This is a genomic window from Actinotalea alkalitolerans (assembly GCF_023369855.1).
Lineage (GTDB): Bacteria > Actinomycetota > Actinomycetes > Actinomycetales > Cellulomonadaceae > Actinotalea.
In genome coordinates, this window is sequence record NZ_JAMBPP010000008.1 from 198,244 (window position 1) to 220,089 (window position 21,846).

Annotated in this window: 15 protein-coding genes and 1 tRNA gene; 8 read left to right on the top strand and 8 right to left on the bottom strand. The window is 68.9% G+C overall.

The annotated features are described in order from the left end of the window. Positions 1-99: 99 nt before the first annotated feature. The gene (locus tag M1R94_RS12065; RefSeq protein ID WP_249381948.1) at positions 100-426 is read right to left on the bottom strand and encodes a hypothetical protein; all 327 of its coding nucleotides are present in this window, start codon (positions 424-426) and stop codon (positions 100-102) included. Positions 427-775: 349 nt separating this feature from the next. Here M1R94_RS12065 and M1R94_RS12070 point away from each other — a divergent pair, with 349 nt between their 5' ends. From M1R94_RS12070 to M1R94_RS20410, 3 genes are all read left to right on the top strand, one after another. Continuing rightward, positions 776-1,894 carry a hypothetical protein gene (locus M1R94_RS12070; RefSeq protein WP_249381949.1) on the top strand — a complete coding sequence of 373 codons (1,119 nt, stop codon included), beginning with the start codon at positions 776-778 and terminating at the stop codon, positions 1,892-1,894. Between the two features lie 8 nt (positions 1,895-1,902). After that, positions 1,903-3,762 carry a hypothetical protein gene (locus tag M1R94_RS12075; protein WP_249381950.1) on the top strand — a complete coding sequence of 620 codons (1,860 nt, stop codon included), beginning with the start codon at positions 1,903-1,905 and terminating at the stop codon, positions 3,760-3,762. A 484-nt stretch (positions 3,763-4,246) separates the two neighbouring features. Continuing rightward, positions 4,247-4,372: a hypothetical protein gene (locus M1R94_RS20410; RefSeq protein ID WP_283253295.1), complete on the top strand. Its 126-nt coding sequence runs from the start codon at positions 4,247-4,249 to the stop codon at positions 4,370-4,372. 22 nt (positions 4,373-4,394) lie between these two features. Here the strand turns inward: M1R94_RS20410 and M1R94_RS12080 are convergent, their stop codons facing one another. After that, positions 4,395-5,270 (bottom strand): nuclease-related domain-containing protein, encoded by an 876-nt coding sequence (locus tag M1R94_RS12080; RefSeq protein ID WP_249381951.1) that lies wholly within the window; start codon positions 5,268-5,270, stop codon positions 4,395-4,397. Between the two features lie 307 nt (positions 5,271-5,577). Here M1R94_RS12080 and M1R94_RS12085 point away from each other — a divergent pair, with 307 nt between their 5' ends. Continuing rightward, positions 5,578-6,534: an AAA family ATPase gene (locus M1R94_RS12085; protein WP_249381952.1), complete on the top strand. Its 957-nt coding sequence runs from the start codon at positions 5,578-5,580 to the stop codon at positions 6,532-6,534. Then, positions 6,531-9,164 (top strand): S8 family peptidase, encoded by a 2,634-nt coding sequence (locus M1R94_RS12090; RefSeq protein ID WP_249381953.1) that lies wholly within the window; start codon positions 6,531-6,533, stop codon positions 9,162-9,164. The genes M1R94_RS12085 and M1R94_RS12090 overlap by 4 nt, the downstream gene beginning before the upstream one ends. Before the next feature lie 873 nt (positions 9,165-10,037). Here M1R94_RS12090 and M1R94_RS12095 read toward each other — a convergent pair. The 3 genes from M1R94_RS12095 to mobF form a co-directional block, all read right to left on the bottom strand. Next, a complete protein-coding gene (locus M1R94_RS12095) occupies positions 10,038-10,637 on the bottom strand; it encodes a type IV toxin-antitoxin system AbiEi family antitoxin domain-containing protein (RefSeq protein WP_249381954.1) in 600 nt (199 codons plus the stop codon). A 79-nt stretch (positions 10,638-10,716) separates the two neighbouring features. Further along, positions 10,717-10,932, bottom strand: coding sequence for an excisionase family DNA-binding protein (locus M1R94_RS12100; RefSeq protein WP_249381955.1), 216 nt, complete (start codon positions 10,930-10,932; stop codon positions 10,717-10,719). 50 nt (positions 10,933-10,982) lie between these two features. Continuing rightward, positions 10,983-13,991 carry a MobF family relaxase gene (gene mobF / locus M1R94_RS20415; RefSeq protein WP_283253296.1) on the bottom strand — a complete coding sequence of 1,003 codons (3,009 nt, stop codon included), beginning with the start codon at positions 13,989-13,991 and terminating at the stop codon, positions 10,983-10,985. A 261-nt stretch (positions 13,992-14,252) separates the two neighbouring features. On the opposite strand from mobF, the gene M1R94_RS12115 reads away from it, so the two are divergent. Beyond that, positions 14,253-14,762, top strand: a complete 510-nt coding sequence (locus M1R94_RS12115; protein WP_249381956.1) for a helix-turn-helix domain-containing protein — start codon at positions 14,253-14,255, stop codon at positions 14,760-14,762. A gap of 110 nt (positions 14,763-14,872) precedes the next feature. Continuing rightward, positions 14,873-15,061, top strand: coding sequence for a ribonuclease HepT family protein (locus tag M1R94_RS12120; protein WP_249381957.1), 189 nt, complete (start codon positions 14,873-14,875; stop codon positions 15,059-15,061). Positions 15,062-15,246: 185 nt separating this feature from the next. Here M1R94_RS12120 and M1R94_RS12125 read toward each other — a convergent pair whose 3' ends face one another. Further along, positions 15,247-19,002 (bottom strand): hypothetical protein, encoded by a 3,756-nt coding sequence (locus tag M1R94_RS12125; RefSeq protein WP_249381958.1) that lies wholly within the window; start codon positions 19,000-19,002, stop codon positions 15,247-15,249. A gap of 178 nt (positions 19,003-19,180) precedes the next feature. Between M1R94_RS12125 and M1R94_RS12130 the strand changes: the two genes are divergently transcribed. Then, positions 19,181-20,266, top strand: coding sequence for a hypothetical protein (locus M1R94_RS12130; protein ID WP_249381959.1), 1,086 nt, complete (start codon positions 19,181-19,183; stop codon positions 20,264-20,266). Positions 20,267-20,302: 36 nt separating this feature from the next. Here the strand turns inward: M1R94_RS12130 and M1R94_RS12135 are convergent, their stop codons facing one another. Beyond that, positions 20,303-21,655 (bottom strand): tyrosine-type recombinase/integrase, encoded by a 1,353-nt coding sequence (locus M1R94_RS12135; RefSeq protein ID WP_249381960.1) that lies wholly within the window; start codon positions 21,653-21,655, stop codon positions 20,303-20,305. A 105-nt stretch (positions 21,656-21,760) separates the two neighbouring features. Continuing rightward, positions 21,761-21,834 (bottom strand) — tRNA-Gly (locus tag M1R94_RS12140). Positions 21,835-21,846 lie beyond the last annotated feature (12 nt).

A 21,846-nucleotide genomic window follows, 5' to 3' on the forward strand; every position in this document is an offset into this window, starting at 1 on the left:
AGGTCCGTCATCGGACGCACGTCTCAGAGCAGCGTAGTGAAGTCCACCGTCAGAGCCGGGCGGCTGCCGCCACCCGGTTCGGGCGGCGGCAGCCGTGGGTCAGGCGCGGGCGGTGCTTCTGCGTCGTCGTGCTTCGCGGCACAGCCGGCACCGGGGTAGGGCTGTCTCCGTAGCCATGCCCGCCTCGGCGAGGAGCCAGTGGGGTAGCTCGCGGGCGTAGATGTCGGGGAAGTGTTCCTCGATCTCCGCCTCGACCGCGGCGAGTAGGTGCAGGTACCCGACGGCATCCTCGTCGTCGGTGAGGGGCGCGTCGCGGATGGTCCGAACGAGCAGGTCGCGGTTGGCCAGCAGGTGCAACAGGTCGCGCTGGTGTGCGCGCTGACGTGCGTCGCTGGCGTTGGAGCGGTGGTGATGGGTTGTGGACATGCGACCCTCCCGGGTCGTGGACGCCCCTGGGTGACTGGGTGCCACCTGGTGACGCGGAGCGCTCGAGCGCTCAGAGGCACTCCTTGGCGCCTCTGCACCGAGCGCAAGGGAAGGGCACAGGCCACTGTCAGACGGACCGACGTGGGCACGGTCTCGGCGTTGCGGGACGTGGGTTCCGCTGCCGGAGGTGGGTCCCTGTGCTCGTGGATGACCGGTCGGCCTCAAGCCGCGAGGTGGGTGCGTGCGGCCGTTGCCTCGCTCCGCACGCTGCACACGGTGACGCCGTATGGCAACGAACACGAGTAGGTCAATGTCCTCCCGCGGCTCGACTCACCCCAAGGGGCGGGTGGTGAGCAACCGCAGGGCGCGCGTGGTCCGCAGCGGCGCCGGCGCCGATCGTGTGGGTCTCGGCTCCACCGCCGTGCAGCCGCGCGAGGCGCCCATGTGCGACATCGTCTCGTGGTTGGCGGCCTACGAGCCGCGTGGCTCCTCGTGGCGTTCCACGCCGTCGGAGCCGCGGGGCTTCGAGGGATGGGAAGGGGTCTCGGCCTTCGTCCGCGACATGGTCGGGCGCTACGTCGAGGCCCACGGGCCGGTCAGTGTGTTCACGGCCCGGGTGCTGACGCGAACCGTCGTTGAACTGGTGCTGTTCGCGGCCGAGCAGGGCACGACAATCTCGGCGTCAGCGGTGCTGACGCACTGGACCGTCCAGCAGTTCGACGAGGCGTTGACAGCGGCGCTGCGCGCCCGTCTCAAGAACCTGTCGGCAGGCGACCGCAGGCTGGCCGACGCCGCGGGCAGGTCGTCCGTCGCGAGTCAGGTCGGTAGCGCGCGCAGGGTGGCGCAGGCGTTGAATCCGCGGGGTGGTTGGCCGATGGCCAGCGAGCGCCGCCACCGCTACTTCTCCTTGCCCTACTGCCTCACCGAGCTCGGGTTGCTCGAGGACCAGATCGCCCGGAACGCCGGGCTCGCACGCCGTAATGGGGAGGCGTTCCTTGTTCTGGGCCTGGGCGCGGGTCTGGACGGGCGTTGGTCGGCCCGTGTGAGCCCCGAGCACGTGCAGGACCTCGGCGCCGACGGGTTGGTCGTCCAGGTGCCGGGCCGCGCGGTCCCGGTGCTGCATGCCTACGAGGCTCGTCTGCGGGCACTGGTCGCCCAGACCCCCGAGGGAGGGCTCCTGTTCGGTGGCACGGCGACCCACAAGGGAGCGGCGAGCGACGCTGTCGCCCGTGTGCGGGTCGATCCCGGCGGGCCGCAGCTCGAGCTGGGGCGGTTGCGTTCGACGTGGATCGTCACCCACCTGACTATGGGAACCCGGGTGCCCGAGCTCATGGCGGCGGCCGGATTGGAGTCGATGACTCCGATCAGCGACATGGCCGAGTTCGTGCCGCCCCTGGACCCCTCGCCGGCCAGGTGTGTTGCGGCGGCCCGGGCGATGCTGCGCGGTGCTGGTGTGGTGACCCGATGAGTGACAGCGTGAAGCTTCCGAAGGCTCCACGTCGGCGGGCGCCCATCGACGTCACTCAGGAAAGGCAGCCGACGGATGCGGAGTTCGCTGACGCCTGCGACCTCATCGACTGGCTCGGTCCCGAGTTCCACGCCGCCCTGCGCGAAGCGATCGGGGAGGGTAAGGGCCGACCCGGCTCCGTACCGGCTCGAGCCGTCCTGGTGGCCTGGACGCTCAACGCCTTCCAGGAGGGATCGCGCGCCGAGCACACCGACGTCGCTTCGCAGATCGTCGCGTGCTCCGACACCCAGCTAGCAGCCCTGGGCATGAGTCGGTTGCCCCCTCACCGGGCTTACGCCCGGATCTGGGACAAGACCACGCGGATCCACGAGGCCCTGGAAGAAGGCTTTGACTTCGCGATCAAGGGCTCGAAGGTGCATGTCGACCTGGACTGGTGGTGCGACGCCCTCGCCCAGGGTTCCATCCCCGCGGACCTGCCGCGCAGCCGCACGCGTGCCGTCGACGGGACGGACTGGGAGACCTGCGGGACTTTCGTTCAGCCTGACGCCGAGTACGACGGTGCGACACCGCCGGACACCGATACACCGCTCGAGGAGCACGCCAAGACGCTGGCCAAGACTCGCGCACGGCTGAAGGGACGGGTTCCGCTAGGGCCGGACGGTCGCGGGATCTACACCAACGACTCTGGCGCCCGGGCTGGGCATCGCAGCGCGAACAACCAGCACAACGCCGGGATGTACAACGGCTACGAGGGGCACCTCTCGGTTCAGACCCGCGACTTCACCTACCGTGGCCGCCCTGGCGAGCTGACGTTCGGCCCAGAGGTGCCCAACGTCATCACCGCTCTACGCCTGACGGAGGCGGGGGCACATCGCGGTCACGCGGCGGTCCCAATGCTGCTCGCGGAGCGGGTTCCGGACGCCGGACAGCGCGCGACACCGGACCGTGCGGGAACCTCCTTGAGCGCCGTGGTCTGGGACCGCGGCTACTCCTTACTCGCCTACGAGAACGCCCACGGACCCCTGTGGATGGCGGGGATCCAGCCGACCTTCGACCTGACAACCGCACAGCGCGAGCAGATTCAGGTGATGGTCGACATCGACTGGCTCGACGGTGCCCCGTTCAGCAAGCACACACCGTCCCACCTGCGGGACCTGCCACGCGAGGGCCGCAACGACACCTGGGACGAGCGCGTCCGGCTGCGTTCCCTCTACGACGAGCGGGCTCGCTGGCGGTTCTCTCACCACGGGCTGCCTGACGCAGATGGCTTCGTCCGCTTGATCTGCCCGTTCCACGCTGGGCGCCTGCGGGCCACCAACCTGCCGCAGGGAAAGGCATCGAAGAGCGCACCCCTGGTGACGCTGCCCGACGGAGTCGACAAGTGCTGCAGCGGGATCGTCACCGCCGCACCGGAGTTCCTCAAGCTCGCCCAGGCGCAGGCGCTCCTCTTCCAGACCACGGCCTGGACGATGGCCTATGGCCCGCGTGTCCTCGTCGAGACAGGGAACTCGCTCATCAAGGACAAGTACGCCACCCTGAATCGCGCGTACACCAAGCTCATGGGACTGGCCAAACGTAAGTTCGCCCTCGCGTTCCTCATTGCCGGCATCAACCGCCGGATCGTGCGGGCGTGGCGTGCCAAGCAGGCCGACGAGCCCGGGCACCGCCGGCGCCTGCGCAAGTTCGAGGCGACGCGTGCGGGCCTCGTCGCACGCAGCAGCGCCGAGGTCGAGTGCTCCGCGAGCACGAACGCGACCACGACGACGCACCGCTCGGCGCCGACCGCGCCCCCGAGCAGGGTCGCGAAGCCTCAGCGAAGCAGGCCGGGCACAAGGAGACCGCGAACACCGAGTCCCCTGCGCACGTAGCACTCAGCGAGCATCCACCACCCACCCACTGCCACGGCTGACCCGCAGCCTCACGTCCACACTGGACGTGAGGCTGCTCGGCGTACCCGGACACAGGCTTCGCTCACCTTCAGGCAGTCTCACGACCTGCCGTATGCCGGTGCCAAGGGGGATCTGACCGCGAGGGGCGAGGATCGAGGGCGGCAGACGGCCGGTTCAGGCGGTCTGCCGGAGAAACCGGAACCACGACGGCCCAGAAACCGGAACCAGCTCTGGAGCGGGTGACGGGAATCGAACCCGCGCTATCAGCTTGGGAATCCGACTCTGTCTGGTTTCCAGACCCTGGTGACCTGATAAAAGTGCTGGTCAGACGCTTGCGAGCCTACACGGAGATGCACTGAGAGGACTCGATCTGAACCCCCTTATGGCACGTTATGGCATGCCACTGGGGGCTGACTCTTTTGGTTTGCGAAGACAGGGTCTATCGCCGGAGCCCAATCTGCGGATGGTGCTCATCGAGCAGGCGTCGCGCCTCGGCTCGCTTCGACTGCAGTTGCCGCTCGAGATCGACGCGTCAACCCTCGCGCCAGACGAGACGCCGAGCGGTGTGGCCGAGCCTCCCGTCGCGTAGTGGCGCGTTCGGCGACGGCGGTCTACGCGACGGGGAACGCGGTGGCCAGGCGCTGATGGAGGGCGGCGACCTGCTCCCCGTTGAGGGGCCCAACGCCGTTGAGGATCTGGGCGGCCTTCTTCGGCCAGACTACGTCGACCTGGTCCACCGAGAAGGCGCCGCCGATCAGGGGCCAGTCCGCGTCGACGAAGCACAGCATCCCGCGGACACGGATGTCGGAATGGCTCGGCTCGAGTGCTCCGCGCACGAGGTCGACCTGCTGGTGCATGCCGACCAAGAGCTTGGTGCAGTCGCGGCCGCCGACGATGAGGGTGGCTGTGCGCGGCCGCAGGATGCCGCCCTGGATCCGCAGGTCGGGACGGCCCTTGTAGCGCTTCGCGTCGATGACATAGACGCCGCTGGGCGTGACGGCGATGTGATCGATGTTTGCCCGCGTGCCCGGGATCCGGCGGTCGTGCAGCACGCGGACGTGCTCATTGGCCCACTTCTCCAGGCTGCGGGCCACCATCTGCTCACCCACCGCTCCGGTGCTCCATGCCCGAGTGCTCTGGGGGTCGGCGGACAGCGCGAGGATCAAGCCTCCAAGTTTCGGGTGCGCGGTCCGGATCCGATCCTCACGCTTGGAGGAGCGACGCTCGTGCTCTCGCTTCGCCGAGGCTCCCGCGATGCCGGAATCGATCGCGGTCGCAGCTGTCTCCTGCTGCGGCGCCTCGCGAATGGCCACGATCGGCGAGTGCGCGTCGCTCACCGGGCACAGCACGCATCGCACCGCCTTGGTGGCTCGTTCGTACACGCCCAGCTCGCGCGCGCGGAGCTCGGCACCACACAGCCGGCACGTGCCCGCGTAGCGCAACCGCATGGTCTTGTCGGCGGCAGGGGCGAAGTCGGCGCTGGTCATACGTGCTGCATCGGCATGCCAGCCCGTTCTACTGAGCGGCATGAAACTGTCGCGCCACGGTCCGCGCTAGGCAGGCTTATGTCGACGGGCCGTATGCCCTGCAACCCCTGGGCGCGCCGGCCGAGGCGGTCAACGTGCGGGACGACGGCACGGCCCCAAGTCGTGACCGGCCCGGCTCGTGACCGGCCAGCCCTGCCGGTCACCGTTGCACGCCGCAGGGACAAGGCTTCGGCGAGGCTCGGCCGTGAGAGGGTGCTCGGCGATAGAGTCGCCGCGGATGGCGGTACGCGACTGAGGGAGGCAGGACATGGCGCGCGCAGACCTGCTCCTCGACCTCGTGGATGCGGAACGTCGTGGTGATCGGGAACGGTTCCGTGTCCTCGTTGAGGCTGTCATCGCCGAGGAGCGTGCCAACCAGCACCATCTCGTCGCTGACCGACTGTCCGAGATCATCACGACGACGGGGCAAGGCGTCGTCCGGGATGATCGCGCCAAGGCGATCCGTGATCTGGTGCAGGAAGTCGTGCCGAACCGGCGGCTGGACGACCTGGAGCTTGCAACGGTTCCGCAGCGGGTGATCGCCGAACTGGTCGAGGAACAGAAGCGCGCAGATCTGTTGCGGAGCTATGGCATCGAGCCGCGCAACCGGCTCCTGCTGTCTGGGCCGCCCGGCAACGGAAAGACAAGCGTTGCGGAGGCCGTCGCCTCGGAGTTGATGCTGCCGTTCTACGTGATCCGTTACGAGGGTGTTGTGTCGAGCTTCCTCGGCGAGACCGCGTCACGGCTCGACGAGGCCTTCGAGTTTGCTCGCACCCGCCGCTGTGTGTTGTTCTTTGACGAGCTCGACACCATCGCGAAGGAGCGGTCGGACGAGCACGAGACCGGTGAGATCAAGCGAGTCGTGTCGACGCTGCTGCTCCAGATCGACAAGCTCCCGGCGCACGTGATCTTCGTTGGCGCTACCAACCACAGCGAGCTGCTGGACCGTGCCGCGTGGCGGCGTTTCCAGATCCGGGCCGAGCTTGAGTCTCCTACCCGTGGGCAGGCCGCCCGGTTCCTAGAGCGGCTGGCAGGTCGACTGGGCGGCGACCTAGGCTTCGCTCCGCGCACTCTGGCCGACAAGTTGGCCGGCGCGAGCTTCGCCGAGCTGGAGGAGTTCGCACTCGACGTGCGACGTCGGGCGATCCTGGAGCTGCCAGAGAGCAACATGAGGCGGATCGTTCAGGAACGCCTTGAGCACAGACGCGATCAGGCGGCGGAATGACCGGAGAACCCCGGCCGCTACTCGCCTTTGGTCCGCCGGTCGTCGTTGACCGTCCCACTCAGTCCAGCCGGGACCTACCCCGGCTGTCGGGGCCTGGCGGCGGGCGGCAGGGAGAGCGACTCACACCGCAGTTCCGCGAGCTCGCCGGGGCGTTCGACGGAGAGCGAGCACGGTTCGCCGACGGTTCGCCCGACGAAGTCGATCCCGCCCTGGTGGTGGTGTTCGACCTCGCCGGCAGCGTCAAGGACTTCTGCAACGCGATCGACCGTATTGAGGGCCTGGAGTTCCTGTCGGAACTGCTCGGTGAGCCCGCGGACCCCGATGACGACTTCCACATGACGGACCGGACCCGAGGGCGCACCGACAAGCCCGTGCAGCACTCGCTCTACCTCGTGATGTCCAACGCCAGAGCGATCGACGAGCTGATCCGCTTGTTCGGGCTGTGGCAGCAGGACCCGTCAGTGACCTTCGAGCACGGGCTGAACAAGTTCAAGGCCGCGTTTGGGCAGTTGGCCGCGATCCGCCGGTGGGGGCCGGAGGACCGCATCCGTGAGACCGGACTGCGGGATCGCTGGCGGGAGACCCTGGACCTCGTCGGCCAATCGGTCAGCCTCGTGAAGGTCGAGGTCGAACTGTGGTATCGACGCGCCGCGGAGGCGCGCGCCGCGGCCGAGTCTCATGTCGAACGGGTCGTCATCGGCACCGGGGGGCGCATCCTCGATCGCTCCCAGATCGACCAAATCGGCTACCACGCAGTCCTGGCCGAGCTACCCATCCAGCAGGTCAGCTCGGTCCTGACCCACGGAGCAGAGTCGATCCGGCTCCTTACGACCGACGACGTCATGTTCGTCAGCCCGTTCACGCCAATGAGCGTTGCGCCAGCGACGCTCGACCCCGTCGCCCAAATCCGACTGCCGCCCGGCCAGCGGGTGGAGGGGTTGCCTCGCGTCGCGCTGCTGGACGGACTTCCCTTTCAGAACCACGACGCTCTCGCAGGGCGGCTGATCGTCGACGACCCCGATGATCTGGGCGTGGACTACCCGGTGTCGGCACGCAATCATGGAACCGCGATGGCCTCGCTCATCGTGCAGGGCGACCTCTCCGCCGGTGCGGAACCGCTCGACCGGCCGCTGTACGTGCGCCCGATCATGCGTCCCCACGAGTTCGCCGTCGGGCATGAACAGGTACTCCCGGACCAGCTGCTGACCGATCTTCTCCACCGGGCGATCAAGCGGATCGTGGACCGTGAGGGCGACCGGGATGCCGTAGCTCCGAGCGTCCGGATCATCAACTTGTCCATCGGGGCGCAGGCCAGGTCGCTGGTGCGAAGGATGAGCCCGATCGGACGGCTGCTCGACTGGCTGGCTCAGTCATACAACCTGCTGTTCGTCGTCAGCGCGGGCAACCACCTCGACCCCGTCGTGATCCCCGCAGCAAGCGCAGGTGACGCCGACTCCGCACGCTCGGCGGCAACGCTCGCGGCGTACGGCGCATCCCTGCTCCGGGGCATCTTGCCGCCTGGCGATGCCCTCAACGTCTTGACGGTTGGCGCGACTCACGACGACGGGCTCGGCGAGATGGACGTACCGGACACCGTTTGGGATATCACCGAACCCGGCGCGCCTGCCCACTACAGCGCAACAGGTCCAGGCGTCGACCGCTCGGTGAAGCCGGATGTTCACCACAGCGGGGGCAGGGCGCTCTACGCCCGGCCGGTCATCGAACCGGGCAAGGACTCGGTCGCTGTCGCTCTCGCACCAACCGCTACCGCTGGACCGGGATTGCGGGTGGCAGCCCCAGGACGGGCAGGGGCGACGAACGCGACGGTCTTCACGACTGGGACCAGCAACGCCACGGCGCTAGTCACGCGCGAAGCGAGCCGACTGTTCGACATTCTTGAAGCCGGAACAGCAAGCGGGGACGACACCCCGTTCCCAGACGCCCTTTACCATCCCTTGATCGTGCGGGCGCTTCTCGCGCATGCGAGCAGCTGGGGTCCATGGGAGGCGCGGCTACGCCGGGAACTCGGCCTCGACAATCAGACCGCTCGCCGTCAGCTCACCGCGATGCTCGGCTACGGGCGACTCGACACCGATCGACTCGGGACGGGTGCGACAAACCACGCGCTGCTCATTGCCGGAGGCCAGATCGCTCGGGACCAGCGTCACACCTACGAGCTCCCGCTCCCGCCGTCGTTGCGCGCCCGCGCCGACTGGCACCGCTTCACGATCACCCTCGCCTTCACGGCGCCCACCGCCGGCCAACTGGCGCGCTATCGCGGCGTCAAGGTCTACTTCGCGACGCCCAACACGGATCTGGCCGGTGGGGATCGGATCGAGGCCGAGCACGCAAGCGTCAGACGGGGGAGCCTTCAACACGAAATCATCCAGGGCACCAAGGCGATGGTGTTCGGCGAGGGCAGCACCTTCCCGATCCACGTGGAGTGCATGGACGACGCCCAGCGCCTGAGAGCGAGAGAGTCGGTCCGCTACTCACTTGTCGTCTCCGTCGAGACCGCCGTGGAGACCTCGACGACGATCCACGACGAAGTTCGCGCGAGACTGCGCGAGCTGATCCGCGATCGCGCCCGCGAACGTGTGCTGGCCCGGCCACCTGTGCAAACCACCTAAGAGACGACTGCAGCCGAACGGACCTCTCGGCACCCGCGTCGTTGGCCCCGGCACCAGCCGTCACCGGACTGCTCCGCCCGTGCGCCCGGTTCGGCGACCAGCACCCGGGTGCGGTGCTCCTCGAGCACGGTGGTGTCGTTGTGGGAACGGGTGGAAACGTATCGCCTCATCCACGACGTCGAGGTCGAGCCTGTGCCCACTGTGACCTCCTGACGGCCGCGTCGCGCCTTCGGAGATGAAGGCGCACAAGCAGAACCAGGGGAGGGACGCGGTGAGTGCTCACGGGTCGTACGTGACAGCGGACCGTACAGCGGATGAGCCCACGCGTGGCAAGACCGCAGGCGGCCACCTCGCTGGCGTGCCGCGGCTCTCGTGCCAGCTGCTGAAGGACGGGCGGTGACGAGCGATCCAGACCAAGCGTGTGGGACATCAATGGGGTGAGCTCGACATCCATGGCCGAGCGCTCCAAGGCGGCCGTCGTCAGGAGCTCCCGGCGCAGCAGCTGGCCGTCACGCGCTCCGAATGCCTTCAACAGCCTCTTCGTCGTCGGTCGCTCTCGCACGAGGACATCGGCGCGCTTCTCTCGAGGAGCTGGGCGGCGCCGACGTAGTCGACGATTTGGAGTTCCTCGCCTGAGCCGGGCCGGAGTTCCAGAACTACGACGGCTCCACCTCGTCGGCCAAGAAGGCCACATACAGTCTCGAGCGGCTGGCAACCCCGGAGGCCAGAGAGGCGATCACACGCCTCCGCCATCACCACGAGCAGGAGATCCGTGGCCTGGTGGAGCGCATGGAGCGCCGACAGGCGCCGGAGTGATGGGCAAAAGAGACTCTGCAGAGATCTGTGCCTATTGCCTTGCAGGTCATGAATTGGTCACGGGGTGACCTGACGTCCGACGGCGTCCACGAGGTCACGGGCTCGACGTGACAGTGCGGCCGCGACCGTCAGCCGGCGCGTCGTCGTCAGGCCCCGACGTAGGGCTTGGTGGATCGCGAGCTCGACCTGTTCGGGCTGGGTGCCACCGTCGATGCAGTCGACGATCGTCCGCTCCGGGCTTGTCGCTGTCACGCTGGACATCTCGCGGACCTCCTCGCCCGTGAGCGGGCGGGTCAGGGTGTGCAGTCGCACTCCGGGGCGCGGGCGCTGTCCTCGCTGGGTACGTGGGACCGAGATATGGACGGTGTCGGGGATGACGTCAGCCAGGTCGTACAGCTCGAGTGCGCTCTCGTGCGACACGACGCCGCCAGCAGGCCGGAGCGGGAGCCAGGCTGCGACGACGTGTTCGAGCGGGCTCGTCGGGAAGTGGCGCAGGCGGTAGACGCCGCGACCGATGCGCTCGTACCGGCCGCCGGGCCGCGCGTGATGGCTCAGGGTGCTGCGGTCCATCCCCGCCTCGAGCGCCTGGCCCGCGGTGAAGTATCCGCTCTGACTCTCCGCGGTCGCATAGAGCAGGTCATGGTCGACGTCATGCATAAGTTTGATCCTATCAACTACTCGCATGACAACCGTACGTCTCACGACCTCTCCCCGAGCCCGTCGTCACGTGATGCGGCTACCGCCGTCCGAGACGCGGGATCACGCGCGCGGGTCGGAGCAGGTCCTCCAGGTCGGTCCTGCGGATGCGGACGACGCGGGCGCCGACCTTCACAGCGCGGAGCTGGCCGTCGGCGATGAGCTTGCGGATGAAGCGTTGGGTGACGGCGAGCTCGTCGGCGGCTTGGGCGACGGTGAGGAACGGGGTGCGGGGGTCGGTGGTGGTGATGGCCATGGGGTCCTCCAAGGGCGGTCGAGATGTGCGGGCGTGGTTGGCGTCGACGGTCATGGGCCGAGCCTGTCGATGACGCGGGCGGGCGCGACTGGGCTGTAGGCCGGGCCGGAGAACGAGGACGTGCGGGGGCGGGCGCGGGGCAGGAGGCCGTCGGCTTGGAGTCGTTCGATGTAGCGGGGGTTCTGGTTGGCCGGTCGCCCGGGTGGGGGCACGGGGGCGCGGTCCAGGGGGTGGAAGGCCGCCCAGGTCTCGGTGGCGGAGAGCTCGGCGTGGCTGGTGGCCAGGATCTGGTTCAGGATCTGGCGGGCGGTGGGTCGATCGTGGTGGCTGGTGCCGGGGATGTCGGGTGGGCAGTGGTCGGTCAGGTCGGTGGGGACGTAGACGTGGTTGGCGTGGTGGCCGCGGGTCAGTGCGACGTAGAGGTCTTCGCGGGCCATGGTCGGGGTGGCGATGGTGTGGGACTCATCGACGGTCATGCCTTGGGAGCGGGCGGTGGTGATGGCGTAGCCGAGCTCGACGTGCTCGGCGACGTAGGGCGCTGGCAGGCGCACCGACCGGCTTCCGTATACGGCCTGCCCGTCGCCCCGAGCACCGGAGTGTGCGTCCCGGTTGCCGAGCCGGGCGTGGCTCGCCCGCCGCGGCTGCGCGGCGTCGACGGTGAGGGATCCGTCGGGGTGGGTGGCGGTGACGTGCCACAGGGCGCCGTTGCGGACGTACCCGTCCTCGGTGCGCAGTCGCCGGTCGTTGCGGCGGGTGATGATGCGGTCCCCGACGCCGGCGACCAGCCCGTCGTGCAGGGTGATGCCGTCGGGGTGGGCGTGGCCGGTCAGGATGGCGCGTTGGCGGGCTTGGGTGTTGAGCTCGCGCACGGTGCGCAGGTCCGCGGCCTGCAGCAACGCGACCCGGCCAGCTGATGCTGCGGTGTCGGCGGCGTCCAGGGCCATGTCGATGATGGTGTCCAGGTCGCCGTCGTGGATGGCGCCGTGGGCTTGGTAGGTGTCCAGGGCGCGGGGTTGGCCGTGACGTAGCTCCAGGGTGGCGCGGGCTTCCCAGGGGTGGGTGAACCTGTGCAGGGTGGTGAGCTCGGCGGTGGGGCCGCGGCGGGCGAGCATCCCGAACGCACCACCGGCCCCGACCGGACCGCGCTGGCGGTGATCCCCGACCAGCACCACCTTGGCGTCGGCCTGCTCGGCGAGCTGAACCAGGATCGCCAGGGTCGGGGTGTCGGCCAGCGACGCCTCATCGACCACCACGATCTGGCCCATGGTGAACCGCCAGGTGTCCTGCTCGATCCTGGCCTGCCACATCTGGTTCGTGGCCTCGAGCACCGCGGCTCGGTCCAGATCAGGCTGGGTCAAAGTGGCCACGGCCTGCTCGTGGACGACCGCGCGGGCCGCCGCGCCGGGCCCGCAGGCCTCGTGTAGCCACTTCGCGGTCGTCTCGGTCGCGATGCCCAGGGCCCGATGCAGGGTGTGGGCGGCGGAGGCGGAGGGGGCCAGGCCGATGACCTTGCGTCCGTGATCGCGGGCGATCTGGGTCAGGGCGGCCAGGGTGGTGGTCTTGCCGGTCCCGGCCGGGCCGACCAGGACGTCCAGACGGTGCGGGGAGGTCATGACCGCCTGGACCGCGGCGGACTGGTCGGGGGTCAGGCCGGCCAGGTGGGGCGAGCGGGGTAGGGCCTCGGCGTCCCACCCATACAGCGGGTGGGGGTAGTCGGTGGCCTCGGCGGCCTCGAGCAGGACCCGTTCGGCCCCGAGCAGCTCGACGGTGGTGAACAGCGCCTCACCGACCCGGGCTGTGGTCGGGTCGCGGCCGGCATCGAGGTGCACGCACCGTCCGGCGGCGGCCTTGGTCAGCTGGTCCAGCAGGAGCTGGCGGTGGCGAGGCGAGGTCATGCGCAGGGCCTTGGTGACCCGGGCCGCGGCTGCCCCCAGGTTCCAGGTCGACCAGACCGAGCGGTGCTCGCCCGCGTCTTTGAGGACCTGGGTGATCAGGGCGTCGCGGATCAGCGGGCCGATGTCGTGGGCGTGCAGCCCCCGGGTGTAGTCCCCGACCAGGGCCCGGGCAGCCAGGTCACGGGGTTCTAGGCCGGTGCAGGCCCGGGCGCGGTTGGCCCAGTCGGTGAACAGGTCCGCCAGCGGGCGGATGATCTTGGCTGGGCGGGTGGCCCGGGTCAGGTGTGCCCGGGCCTTGATCGTCTCGACCCGGTTCGGTGCCCGCCCGTGGGTCGAGGTGAAGGTCTGAGCCCAGTCGAGCTCGGCTTCGTGGATCCGGTCGGCCCGCGAGGAGAACTCGCGCAACAGCTTGTCGTCGATGCCGTTGATCTCGAAGGCGTCGTTGCGCCCGGCCCCGCGTGGCCGGTGGGACCAGGACACGCCCAGGCGTCGGTGCAGCTCATCGGCGACCAGTCCGTCGTAGAGCTCAGAGACCGTCACGGTCGCGGCGTGGACGGTCCTGCCATCCAGGGACCGCCAGACCCGGTCGGGGCCCTGGACCTTGTTGGCCAGCACCACATGGGTATGCAGCCCCGGATCCCCCGCACGGGTGTCGTAGTGATCAAACCCCGCCGCGACCATCCCCCGGGTCCGGATCTGACGGCACCCTGCAGCACCGACCCGGGTGCGGACCACCGCGTGCTCGACGAACCCCAACGCCTGGGTCAGCGCCGCGTGATGCGCGCCCACGACCGCGGCCCTGGTCCGTTCGTCGCCCAGCGCCCACACCACCGCGGCGGACTTCGGCACGGTGAACGTCAGATCGAATCCCACCACCGGACGCACCTGCCCCACGAACGAGCGCCCCAACGCGGTCCCGGTGACCGGGTCGTGCCCGTCACGGAACACCGCGACCATCCCCGCCTCGGAGACCACGTCCCCGACCCGCACCCGGGCGCCGTCGCCCCCGAGGCCGCGCAGGCCCGACCCGAGCCACCGGCCCGGCGGGGTGCCCGTGGCCTCGTAGTAGGCCACCAACGGCTCACCGGCGCCCAGGAACGCGTCACCGGCCGCGACCTGCCGGGTCAGGTAGGCATACCCGGCCCCGGCCACCAGCTTGTGCATCCCCATCACCGACAACGACCCCCTCCCCGAGGTGAGAGGCCCCTACATGTACGGGTGCACGAAGACGACCAACATGAGGGGACGCCACCGCACCGACCCCTTGCAGGACTGGGGTGCGGCACACGGGAGAAGACGCGACGCACACGCCACCCGGGCCGCGTCAGGCATCCGGACAACGCGTCAGGCAGGATCGAAGCCGCGTCAGGCGCCGATCTCACCTCGCGCCCCTGCAGGGCATATCGGTACCGGTATGGTGCTCGCGTGGACGCCGCGACACTGATCCGCTCGACCCGCCAACGTGCCGGGTTGTCGCAGGCCGCCCTGGCCCAGCGCGCCGGCACCTCACAGCCGGCGGTCTCTCGCTACGAGGCGGGCGCCGCGTCACCCTCTGTGGCGACCTTGGACCGGCTGCTCGCGGTGATGGGGGCCCGGCTCGAGCTGGCCGTCACGGACGCACCACGGCACCTGGACGTGCGGACCGCGCGGATGACCAAGCTCCGGGCGAACCGTGACCAGATCCTCAAGATCGCCCAGCGCCACGGCGCCAGCAACGTGCGGGTCTTCGGTTCCGTCGCCCGGGGCCAGGACCGGCCCGACTCGGACATCGACCTGCTGGTCGACCTCGACGTGCGCACCCACGGCCTGCTGCCCCTCGCCGCGATCGCCGACGAACTCAGCGCCCTGCTCGGCGAACGGGTCGACGTCGCACCCGCAGACGCCCTCGCCCCGCACGTGGCGGCCTCCGCGCTGACCGAGGCGGTCCCGCTGTGAGCCGGGGTGACAGCGAGCGACTGCGCGACAATCTCAGAGCCATCGAGGCGATCGACCGGGCCCAGGCCGCGGGATAACGCCTGTCCAGCGATCCCGACGCGACCGCCGTCGTGCTCGCCGCGTTCCAGTTCCACGTGTTCACGACCGGCGCCCGCATGCGCGACCTGATCGGCCACCACTACTACAAGCTCGACGCCCAGATCGTCCACGCCACCATCGGCCAGGCCCTCGAGCGCCTACGCGACGCCTGCCACGCACTCCTGACTGACCTCGACGCCGACGACCACCCCGCACCCTGAACCGCACCTGAGCTGCAGCAGCGACCTCCGCTCGGCGCTCATGCCAAGGCTCTGACCACGCGAATACTCGTCTTGCACTCCGTGCGAACAGCGCCGGGTGGGGCGCAGTGTCGGATGCCCGGGGCGCCAGGGCCAGGAGTGGCTCAACCCTCCTGACGGCAGGGAACACCGCGTGCGCCGCATGGCTAGTGGCCGCGGCGACGCTCTGATCGTTCGATCGCGTCGATGGCCGACGACAACTCATCCACGGCCACGATTGCCACTGGTGAATCGCTCAGGTAGCTGCCCAGCAGTGGCGCGTTCGTCACGACCAATGGGACGACCCGGCGGCCGGGCGTGTGCGCGAGACCTAGCGCGTCCTCCACTTCCCGCAAGTGTGCCGAGACCTGGGCGACCCGACGCGAGAGGCGCTCTGTGGCCGCCTTGGGTCCTGTCGAGAGGGAAGCGACCTCTCGAACCAGTTCGCTCGGCGTACGCGCCGTCTCAAGGTCTTTCGCCTCGATTGCGACCAGCACTCCAGCCGGTGTCGCCACAAGAACGTCGATGTCGCCTAGGTCCTCACCTTCTACGTCCTTGAGGTTCAGCGTTCCGGCCCTGGTGAAGCCTCGACGAACGGCGAGCATGCCGAGCGTCCGCGAATCGGCCTCGATGCGGCGTTCGAACGCCGAACCCTTTCGATCTCGCTGAGCGGCTAGCGCGCTCCGCATCGCCTTCGAATTCGCCCTGAGCCTTCCGGCCAGGTGCCGGTCCAGCCAACGGCGTGGTGCAAGCCAGAGGCTGCGGTGCCCGAACAAGACTCGAGTGTCTCCGGACGCCTCGTCGGCCACACGGATCACTGGCCGCACCAGAAGGGAGCGGTCCCGGTTGAACCTCCACGGGTACACGTCCGCCACCCCCGCCCAGTAGTCGGTCATCGGCCCGAGCGTGAGGGCCGCGAGTATCTTCCACGCGACGTCTTCACTCAAGCCGGACGACGTCGTCAGGGCGAGCAGCACCTCGGATTCGGTGAGGTCGCCGACGTCGTCTTGCCCGCGATCGCGGGAAGCGTCGATCACAGCCCCACACGCCGCAACAAGTTGCGTGTACGTGAAGCCGTACTCGGCCATGGCGAGCGGGTCGAGCGCACCAAGGGGACCTTCGGAGGAAGAGGGTGCGTTCGATGGCAGGTCCGCATCCGGAACGGACTCGATGGTGTCCGTGGCTGCCGCAACGGCCGACGCCTCGGCGACCGTCTGGGCCGTGAGGCGCTCGACGAACTCGGCCGTCGCCTTGGTGTACGCCTCCTGCTCGCGCGAGATGCCCAGTCGACCCGACGGAAGAATGCTGATCTCGTGGTCTGCGAGTCCTCCGTGCAGGGTGTCGGAGAGCATCCCCTTGTTCACTATTTCAGCGGCTAGCGCCATCAGTAGGTCGTAGCGCTCGTGCGTCAGTGCGTTCGAACCCCTCGCGGGCTCGGCGGACAGGCGCTCGATGAGGAAGCGGAGCGCGATGCTCGAGGTCGTAGCGCCTCGTCGCTGACGCTTGATCCGCTGGACGTCGCTCGCGGCGTCACCGAAGCACGCGATGCGAACCGGCAAGCGCCTCTCGTCGGCCGCGACTTCATGGAGGAGCGCCTCGTGCAACTCGGCAAGCTCGCGAAGTGCAGCCGTTCCGTCGAGGTCATCGAGTTCTCTCTCCAACCAGGCTCTCAGGAAGGCCGTGACATGGTCGTTCAGGAACGCAGTGCGTTCCGCGTCGGGCACGGTCCCCTCGTGGAACCCTGCAGCCACAAGGTGGCCACCGAGGCCGTCGAGAACGATGGCGATAGCCGCGTCGTTGACCCGGCGTGCGGGTGGAAGATGCCCAGGCCAGAGCAGGAGGTCGTCGTCCGCGCGAACGATCTGCGTCATGATCTTCTGCCCGGGGGGACAGACGCGGTCGCGCAGTGCGCTGCGGCGATTCTCCGGCCACTCGGGTTCCCGTGAGCCAAGAGTCACCAGCCCGGCGATGAGTTCGGCGACGAGTTGTCGATCGACCTCATTGGGGGCAGCGTCCGGGGGAGTTGCCCAGGGTGCGTGGCTGGCGAGTGTGAAGCCGACGGTGGGAGCGCTGCGCACTGGAGGTTCAGGATCCGCCGTCGCCCCCTCGCACCACACCCAGGCAAGCGCTCCGGCGTCGCGGCCTTCGACGGGACCCGCGCGGTCGCGTTGCGAGCGGATTTGCAGGGTGACGAGCAGCTCGGTGACGCCAGCGTCGACCTCGAGAAGCGACGGCTCTGCGCTGTGGAGTTGCCAGAGCCAGTACACGATGGACTCCGGGAGAGTGCGCTCTGGCTGGCCTTCGCTGTCGGCCCCGGGCTGGAGGAGCCCACGGGCCCAGACGGTCGTGTCGCCCAGCCTTGCGAAGCAGACCGTCCGGTCGCCGAAGAAGCCGCGAACAGGACTCGCGTCTCCGTGCAGCGCGAGCGATCTGGCGAGTCCAGGCCCATACGGGGCGAAGGCTGGCCCGGCCGCACGGGCCGCCTCATCTCGTAGGTTCTGCCCGTAGCCGGGGGTCACGCTCAGAACACTTGGCGGTGGATCGTCCGAGAGATAGAAGCTGTCGTGTGAGTCTCGGAACAGCGCGTACGTGTCCACCTCGGAGAACGAGAGGATCCTGGTGGTTTCGCCTAGCCTGGCGCGCGCTTGAGCGAAGTACCAGAGCGTCAACCGGTCGGTTCCTGGTGCGGTGAATATCGTGCGAAGACCGTCCACGGTCAAGAATATCGTCGGGCTTGCCGAGAATTCACCGAGGTACATGTCGTCACGACCGACGCCTTGGCGCAGGTCGATGACGAGGACCCGGCTTGGTTCATGATCAAGAGGTTGCGTGTCGACACAGGTATGTGTTGCCGCGCCCCAGACGGATGTCACGTCGTACTCGTCCAGGGTGTCGACTGACACCCTGAGGTCGAGCAGCTTGTCGCCGTCAAGTGGCGCCGTCATGCGCGTGAATCCGAGCACGTCCGTCGGCTCTACCGGCCGAAGGGGTTCGTCCAGCATCGCAGTGAACAGGAACTCGACGTCCTCGACGACTGTAGCCATCAGTGCTTGCACCAACTGCTCGGCGCAGTCGTGTTGGTGGGCGGCGACGATGATGAAGTGTCGCAGCGCGGTCGCCAGCTCGGTCGGACTGGCAACCACGATCCCCAGATGCGTGTCGACGAGTGGCCGCACTAGGAGACTGCTGTCGGAGTCCATTCCAGGGACTGCGGGGTAGTCCGCCGCGCCGAGGAGGCCCTGTGGGCTGCGCGGAGCCGCAGGGTCGCTCGAGTCGTGCAAGGCCGATCGACTCGGGGTGAGTTCCCCGTGCTTCCAGAGCAGGGTGTCGGCCAAGAACCGTGCTTCCAGGGCGCCGCGACCCACGAAGAGTTCTTCCGGTGCAAAGACAACGCGGTCGGAGAGGCCCGCGAGCCGCGTGGCGCTGGGAACGGTGACCTTGCGAGTGAGGTCGGGCGCCCGCTCATCGGTCCTGCGTTCGAACCGTCGCGCGAGTAGGTCGCTGAGTCCGAGCAGAAACGTGGTCACCGACTGAACCTGAGTGTAGAAGCGCGGCGGAAATGCATCGGGTGGCTGGCCGAAGACCGCTCGAATAAGGCGCTCTGCGATGTCGGCGGAGCCCGTCGCTTGACCTTCCACCACGATGAATCGTCGAACGGGGGCATTCACCTCGACGACGGGGAAGCCTTCGAACTGATCGAGTGCGCTCAACATCGCTGGGCCCCCGATCTCGTCTGCCGCGAGAAGTCGCCTAATCGCCGACGTGGAGAGGGGTCTACCCGCCTGGGTCGCCAGCGAAGCGGCTTTGAGCGACAGGGTCTGCAGCAGGAGCAGTTCGTTCACATTTCTGAGGTCAAGCTGCAGCGCGGCACTGACTGCAAGCACCCTCGCGGTGTCCACGTCGCGCAGCAGAGACTCAATCACTTTGCGAACATAGCTGACCCATCCGACATTGGGCACGTGGCTCAGCGCCGATGGGTCTTGGTGCCCGCGCTCGGAGCAGTGCCACGTCGGCCACGCGTTCGGCGACCTAGCCGGCTGACCACGGTTTGCCAGCGATCCCCGTGCCCCGCGGGCGCCAAGCCCGACTACCGTGCCGAACATGCCTGACGACGACAGACCCACGCCGCTCGACGAGACCGAGCCATGGCTTGTCGGCGGAGACGGGGACGCTGTGCGGACCGCGGCCCGTCTCGGTGTACCCACGGCCTCGCTGGCCCTCTACGCACGCTGGTGGCAGCTTGAGGCGTGGCTCCGAGAACTGGTGTACGTCGAGCTCCGCGCTCTCCATGGTCGCGAGTGGGGCGACGTGGTGCGAGCGGCGTCAGGCCGCCAGTCCGCTGACGCGAGCTACACCCACATGCAGGGCGCGGACAACAAGAACCCGTTGGCGTACCTGGACTACTCGCAGATCGTGAGCCTGATCGATGGGCACTGGGACACGTTCGAGTACGCACTGCTGACCAAGAAGGCGTGGGACGGGCGGCAGGAGGAGCTCAAACGGATCCGTCATCGGATCGGGCACATGCGCCGGCCACACTTGGACGACCTCGGGCGGCTCGAGCAGACGCTCAGGGACCTCGAGCGTGGAACGTTCATCGCTCTTGCGTCGTACAACGACGACCATGTGCCCGATCCCGACGACCACGATGACGCGGTCACTCGTGGATGGGTGCAAGCCGAGCATGACGACGCCCAACGTCTGATCATCCACGCGCGCAGACAGTACGAAACCCGGCTAGTCGTCCGGTCATCGGCCAGACCATGGGTACCCGCTGGCGAGCGTTCGGGTCACGGAGCCGGTCGCTTGTGGCACGCCGATTTCTACGTCAGCGGGCGGAGCGTCGAGGCGGATCGTCTCTGGTACGACACGGATCTCAACTCGATCCGTGAACTGATCGTCCACTTCCGGTGCGATGGCCCGCACCACGTCGGGTTCACCTTCAGCGGCGCCGACGACGACGTGGCCGTGGCTGATGCGATCGGCACGGCGTTCGACGCAGTGCTCGAGCACGCTCCTCTCTGGAGCGCTCACCTCGGCGACGACGTTGACGAGTGGCGCGGAGCCTTAAGGAACATCGACTTCCGACTGCTGGTCGACTCAGCCTGGATGATCGTCGACAGCGCAACCCTGCCGATCACGAGCTTTGGCTCCGGCGGCGCCGTCCGCAGCAACCCGGGGTGGTGAGTCCCGGCCCCACCCGGCGCAGAGTTCGAGGGGCGGTCATGTCCGTCCATCTGTGCCCACGATGGCGTCGAGGCGGTCTGCGATGCGGCGCTGGGCGTCGTCGGCGGCGTGCTGGTAGTGGAGGGCCGCGCGGGGTGTCGCGTGACCGGCGCGCTGCATGAGCTCGGGCAGCGTGGCGCCGGTCAGGGCGACGAGCGTCATCGCGGAGTGGCGCAGATCATGCCAGGTGAGGTCGTCGCGGCCGATCGCGCGGCGGGCGCGGGCGAACATCGTGGTGCGACTTCCGCCGGTGAGTGGGCGGCCGGTGCTGGTGCCGAAGACCAGGGCGTCGCGGCCGGCCGGGGTGAACCGGTCCAGGTGCTCGACCAGCGCCTCAACCGCCACGGCGGGAAGGACGACGGTGCGCACGCCAGCGCGTGACTTCGTCGACGAGAACCGTCCGCCGCCCGTGCCCGGCCGCGCGAGGGACTGATCAACGCGCACGGTCCCGGCGGCCTGGTCAACGTGGCGCCGCTGGAGCGCGAACAGCTCGCCAGCACGCAGGCCGCTGAGGAACGACACGACGACAGCGGCCCGGTAACGCTCGGGCATCGCGTCGACCAGCGCCCACAGCTCGTCCGGCGTCAGCACCCGGCGCTCTGTCCGGTGGCGGGAGTCGCGCTGGGACGCTCCCTTGATCGCGCACGGGTTCGACGGGATGAGCCCGTCGGAGACGGCCTGGGTCAGCCCGGTGTGCAGCAGCCGGTAGGCCTGGGCGGCCTCGGTGTGGCCGAGGTTGCGCCGGTCCCCGCGCGGGTCGACGACCACGCCGCCGCTCGCCTCGAGCCACGACTCGCGCAGTGCGGTCGGGATCCGTCCGGTCGACGCGACCGGGAGACCCTCTACGAGCGCCCACGCCCGGATCGCGGCGTTGACCCGCTTCGGCGTCGAGGCCGCGCGCTGCCATCGCTCGCCCGCGCGCCGGCCCGCCTCGGCCAGCACGGCGGCGTCCCACTCGCGCACAACGGCGGGCGTCACCGACGCCAGACTCTGAGCGCCCAGCCGCACCGACCGCGGCCGCGTCTCGCCGGCCACGGGCACCTCGGCGTCGATCCACCGCTCCAGCAGCTGCCCGTACAGCGCCCGCGTGCTCGGCGCCAGGTCGCCCCGCGTCGCGATCCAGGCGCGAAACCACTCCCCGAGCGGCTGGTCGCCCAGCCGCGGGTCGTGCCAGACCCCGCGGGCCATCCGGGAGACCTCGTGCGCGAGCTCCTGGTCGGCCTCGGCCTTGGTCGGGAACGTGCCCAGGGTCCGTAGTGCGCCGTCCGGCCCGGTGTAGCGGGCCTGCCAGCGGCCGGAGGGGAGTTTGCGCACGGCGCCGGAGGCGCGGCGGTGGCGTCGGGTGGTCATGGCCGAGACCTCTTCCTTATGGCACGTTGTGGCACGAGCCGACCAGAACAAGGGTCTCAGGGAGGTCCGACAGGGCCGCGATATCGCCCTGACCTGCAGTAACACTGGAGCGGGTGACGGGAATCGAACCCGCGCTATCAGCTTGGGAAGCTGAAGTTCTACCACTGAACTACACCCGCGAGCGCTCGTCG